Origin of the sequence: Mesorhizobium sp., assembly GCF_005063415.1 — a bacterium.
In the GTDB taxonomy this organism is placed as follows: Bacteria; Pseudomonadota; Alphaproteobacteria; order Rhizobiales; family Rhizobiaceae; genus Mesorhizobium.
Genome location: NZ_SUEG01000113.1, coordinates 1 through 4676 on the forward strand (window position 1 = coordinate 1; position 4676 = coordinate 4676).

The following is a 4676-nucleotide window of genomic DNA, read 5'->3' on the forward strand; positions in this document are numbered from 1 at the left end:
GCAGGAGCGCGCAGCCTTGCTGAAGAAGGCGCAGGAAGATGCCGCTGCGGCCGTTGCCGCCGCTGCAGCCTCGCCGGCCGAGGCGGAAGCCGCCAGCGCCGAATAAATCAAATCATCTCCACAACCACGAAACGGCGGGCCTTGCCCGCCGTTTTGCTGTTCATCAGCATGTGGGGCCCGATCAATAGCCTTCCGGGCAGCTCGCAACGTACACACGACCGTTACGATCGCGATAACGGCACTGGCCGCTTTCGCTGGCACGGCCGATCAGCGCACCGGCCAAAGCGCCGGCCGCACCGCCGATCACCGCGCCCTTGGTTGGGTTGCCGGCCACCGCAGCGCCGACCGCCGCACCGCCCAGGCCACCAACTGCCGCGCCTTGCTCAGTACGGGAGCAGGCACCGAGCGGCACCAGTAGCGCCATCAAGATCATCACCTTTTTCATTGTCGTTCCTCTCCAACAGGGTGCCGTCCTCGCCGCTGCACCCCCTAACTCGCAACCAGGCGATTTGATCCAAAGAAGAAGATCGGCTGCGGACCGCGCCCGCTCTGGCGGCGTGGCCGCCATCGAACGGCTTCGAAGTCGCCGCTATTGGCTGAACGGGATCAGCGCGCGCACCCTTGGATCGCGCAGATACAGGCCGCCCCAGAGGATGGCGCCGAGATAGACGCCGAACAGTATGTGCGAGAACAAAGGGCTGCCGATACGCACGCACCTGCGTGGCGACGGCGCCGCCGAGATAGGCGGTGAGCAGGATGGCACCGAGCATCGAGGTGCGCGGCAGCGCGTAAAGCACTGTCGAGACCAATCCAATGATGCCGAGCATGCGCGAGACATTGGCATCGGCCGGCCAGCCGAGCTGCACCATGGTCTGGGTGACGATTTCGAGCGGCGGCAGCTTGATGACGCCGTCGAAGATCATGAACAGCACGATGACGGCGCTGAGCACGCGGCCGGCCCACAGGGCGCGCGGTGAGACGGGTGCTGCCTGAGACATGGTCATTGATGTTCCCTCCGGTCGTTGTGAGCACTGGCTCCTTCGCCAGCTCGAACCAAGGACGCGGCCCATAAAGGCGATCCGACATGCCTCCAGTTCTTTTCACTTCAGGGGCGAACCTTGGGTGTGTACGTTCAGTCAGCAACGAACCTGGCCAAGTCCAACTTGCGGGGTGAGGTGGAGGGCGTTATTGAAAATCCGTAGGGGGTGTCTTCCGAGCGCTCGATGGCAGCCGCCGCCTGATCGCACAACGAAGGCAACCGATGGCCGGAGAGACCGACCTGAAAAAGTTGCTGGCGGCAATGACGCCGGAGTTGCTTGCCGGCGTTCATGTCTTCGCCGCGTTGCCACCTGATGCGCCCGTTCCCGACAGGGTCCACCCGGTGATGCTATTTCGCGAGCGCGAGGGCATGACGCTGATCGTGCTTGAGGACCATGCCAAGGCCGCTGGACTGAAAACCGTGTTCCGCTGCCGGATGCTGACGCTGAACATCCATTCGTCGCTGGAAGCGGTCGGCTTCCTCGCCGCCATCACCGCGCGACTGGCCGCAGCCGGCATCGGCGTCAATCCGGTCTCGGCCTTCTACCACGATCACCTGTTCGTGCCCGCCGACCGGGCGGAGGAGGCGCTGGAGTTGCTATTGGACCTGGCGGAGGAGAACCGGCTGTGACGCCGGCGCCTTGCTGCCTATTTGAGACGCCTGTGCTGCCCCTCATCCGCCTGCCGGCACCTTCTCCCCGTGAACGGGCAGAAGGGAGCTGACGGCCGAAGGCCGAGCCCGCGACTGCGGGCCGCCGGTCGTCCGGCGTCCCCCGCGGAGGGCCAGCCGTGATAGCGGCGATGCGGCCCGTGAGCGAAACTATGCCGCCTTCTTCTTCGGCTGGATCAGCCCGCGCTCGACCAGCAGCTCGGCGATCTGCACCGCGTTGAGTGCCGCGCCCTTGCGCAGATTGTCGGAGACGATCCACATCGACAGGCCGTTGTCGATGGTCGAATCCTCGCGGATGCGCGAGATGAAGGTGGCGTCCTCGCCTGCCGATTCCAGCGGCGTGATGTAGCCGCCGTCCTCGCGCTTGTCGATGACCTGGCAGCCCGGCGCCTCGCGCAGGATCTCGCGCGCCTCATCGGCGGTGATCGGCTTTTCGAACTCGATGTTGACCGCTTCCGAATGGCCGATGAACACCGGCACCCGCACGCAGGTCGCCGTCAGCTTGATCTTGGGGTCGAGCATTTTCTTGGTCTCGGCCACCATCTTCCACTCTTCCTTGGTGAAGCCGTCGTCGAGGAAGACGTCGATATGCGGGATGACGTTGAAGGCGATACGCTTGGTGAACTTCTTGACGTCGACCTGGTCGGCGACGAACACCGCGCGCGTCTGCGTGAACAATTCGTCCATGCCTTCCTTGCCGGCGCCGGAGACCGACTGGTAGGTGGCGACGACGACGCGCTTGATGGTGGCGGCGTCATGCAGCGGCTTCAGCGCCACGACCAGCTGCGCCGTCGAGCAGTTCGGGTTGGCAATGATGTTCTTGCGCGTGAACAGCGAAATCGCATCCGGGTTCACTTCCGGAACGATCAGCGGCACGTCCTGGTCGTAGCGGAAGGCCGACGAATTATCGATGACGACGCAGCCCTGCTTGCCGATCTTCGGCGACCATTCCTTGGAGACGTTGCCGCCGGCCGACATGATGCAGATGTCGGTGTCGGAAAAATCATATTGGTCGAGCGCCCTGACCTTCAGCGTGCGGTCACCGAACGACACTTCCGTGCCCTGGCTGCGCCGCGAGGCCAACGCCACCACCTCGCTCACCGGAAAGCCGCGCTCTTCCAGTATGTTGAGCATTTCCCGGCCCACATTGCCCGTGGCGCCGACGATCGCAACCTTGAAACTCATCGAAATCTCCTGTCCCTCTCCGCTCGGTTTCTGGAGAAAACCCGCCGGCCGATGCGGGTTTCAACCCCCGGGCCGGACCCGGGAGAGGGTGGTTAGGCCAAGGGAATCAGACCGTTTTGGTGGTCGTTTTGCCGGTTTTTTTGAGCAAGAACGTGATTTTGCTGGAACGAGGAGATGCAGCGACGCGCCCGGCCCAATGGTTCGCATTGGGGCCGGGGATGTCGAAGGCAAGAAGCGCCATCAAAAGGCCGCGCATCGAAAACTATCCCGTTCGGTGCCGGCTTTTACGCGGTTTGCGTCCAGAGTCAATCGCAACCAGGCCGACCCGCCCGCCCTGTACAATGACGGCGGCACCAAGTACGAACGAGCATCGTCTGGCTCGTGGCGCCCGTCCGTGGCGCGTGCCGACATTTGACCCGTCGCCGGGTATTCAGAATCCGAATTTCGAAAGAGTAAGATGTCCAATTTCGAAGCTATTGTCCCCGCGCTGGCAAAGGCGCTGGAAAAACGCGGCTACGTCGAGCTGACGCCGGTGCAGAAGGCGGTTCTCGAGCTTGGCCAGGCCGATGCGCTGGTTTCGGCCCAGACCGGCTCCGGCAAGACCGTCGCTTTCGGCCTGGCTTTGGCGCCGACCCTTCTCGATGGCGCGGAGCGCTTTTCCCCTGCGGCGGCACCTTTGGCGCTGGCCGTGGCGCCAACGCGGGAGCTGGCCCTGCAGGTAACGCGCGAGCTGGAATGGCTTTACGAACTGACCGGCGCCACGGTGGCGTCCTGCGTCGGCGGCATGGACATGCGCACCGAACGGCGCGCGCTGGAGCGCGGCGCCCACATCGTCGTCGGCACGCCCGGCCGCCTGCGCGACCACATCACCCGCAATTCGCTCGACATGTCGGCACTCAAGGCAGTGGTGCTCGACGAGGCCGACGAGATGCTCGATCTCGGCTTTCGCGAGGACCTGGAATTCATCCTCGACGCGGCGCCCGCCGATCGCCGCACGCTGATGTTTTCCGCCACTGTGCCGCGCTCCATCGCCACGCTGGCCAAGGGCTACCAGCGCGATGCCGTGCGCATCTCGGCCTCCGGCGAGGAAAAGCAGCATCTCGACATCGAATACCGGGCGCTGAGCGTCGCCCAGGCGGACCGCGAAAACGCCATCATCAACGTGCTGCGCTTTTACGAAGCCAAGAACGCGCTGGTGTTCTGCAACACGCGCGCCGCCGTCAACCATCTGACGGCGCGCTTCAACAACCGCAACTTTTCCGTCGTGGCGCTGTCCGGCGAGCTTAGCCAGAACGAGCGCAGTCATGCGCTGCAGGCGATGCGCGACGGCCGCGCCAAGGTCTGCATCGCCACCGACGTGGCGGCACGCGGCATCGACCTGCCCAATCTCGAGTTGGTGATCCATGCCGACCTGCCGACCAACCCGGAGACGCTCCTGCACCGAAGCGGGCGGACGGGACGGGCGGGTCGCAAGGGCGTCAGCGCGCTGATCGTGCCCAATAATGCCCGCAAGCGCACCGAGCGGCTGCTGCAAAGTGCCGGCCTTGCGGCGACCTGGGCGAGCCCGCCGTCGGCCGACGACGTGATACGGCGCGATGACGAGCGCATTCTCGCCGACCCGGTCTTCAGCGAGCCTGTGAAGGATGAGGAGCGCGGCTTCGTCCAGGCGCTTCTCGATCAGCACGGGCCCGAACAGGTCGCCGCCGCCTTCGTACGGATGTGCCGCTCCAGCCGCTCGGCGCCGGAGGACCTTCTCGACGTGGCGCCGTTCACGCCGTTGGGC

Annotated in this window: 5 protein-coding genes and 2 pseudogenes; 3 read left to right on the forward strand and 4 right to left on the reverse strand. The window is 64.8% G+C overall.

The genetic code is table 11. The features are described from left to right. A pseudogene (locus E5W70_RS33175) lies at positions 1-106 on the forward strand (30S ribosomal protein S16); the annotation flags it as partial. A 75-nt stretch (positions 107-181) separates the two neighbouring features. Here E5W70_RS33175 and E5W70_RS23795 read toward each other — a convergent pair. Then, the gene (locus tag E5W70_RS23795; protein WP_023680734.1) at positions 182-445 is read right to left on the reverse strand and encodes a YMGG-like glycine zipper-containing protein; all 264 of its coding nucleotides are present in this window, start codon (positions 443-445) and stop codon (positions 182-184) included. A 144-nt stretch (positions 446-589) separates the two neighbouring features. Next, positions 590-1004, reverse strand: a pseudogene (locus E5W70_RS23800) (DoxX family protein). Positions 1005-1261: 257 nt separating this feature from the next. On the opposite strand from E5W70_RS23800, the gene E5W70_RS23805 reads away from it, so the two are divergent. Further along, positions 1262-1669, forward strand: coding sequence for an ACT domain-containing protein (locus tag E5W70_RS23805; protein ID WP_292663055.1), 408 nt, complete (start codon positions 1262-1264; stop codon positions 1667-1669). Positions 1670-1858: 189 nt separating this feature from the next. Here E5W70_RS23805 and E5W70_RS23810 read toward each other — a convergent pair whose 3' ends face one another. Then, complete coding sequence (locus E5W70_RS23810) at positions 1859-2893, reverse strand: aspartate-semialdehyde dehydrogenase (RefSeq protein ID WP_023680535.1); 1035 nt, start codon at positions 2891-2893, stop codon at positions 1859-1861. A 106-nt stretch (positions 2894-2999) separates the two neighbouring features. Continuing rightward, entirely contained in the window at positions 3000-3149 is a 150-nt protein-coding gene (locus E5W70_RS23815) for a hypothetical protein (RefSeq protein WP_292663060.1), read from the reverse strand. 201 nt (positions 3150-3350) lie between these two features. Here E5W70_RS23815 and E5W70_RS23820 point away from each other — a divergent pair. Then, the coding region (locus E5W70_RS23820) for a DEAD/DEAH box helicase (protein WP_292663062.1) at positions 3351-4676 on the forward strand (1326 nt) is incomplete at its 3' end.

Bases quoted from the DNA above. Each gene is read 5' to 3' on its own strand.
- E5W70_RS23795 (WP_023680734.1), bottom strand. From the start codon at position 445: ATGAAAAAGGTGATGATCTTGATGGCGCTACTGGTGCCGCTCGGTGCC.
- E5W70_RS23805 (WP_292663055.1), top strand. From the start codon at position 1,262: ATGGCCGGAGAGACCGACCTGAAAAAGTTGCTGGCGGCAATGACGCCG.
- E5W70_RS23810 (WP_023680535.1), bottom strand. From the start codon at position 2,893: ATGAGTTTCAAGGTTGCGATCGTCGGCGCCACGGGCAATGTGGGCCGG.
- E5W70_RS23815 (WP_292663060.1), bottom strand. From the start codon at position 3,149: ATGCGCGGCCTTTTGATGGCGCTTCTTGCCTTCGACATCCCCGGCCCC.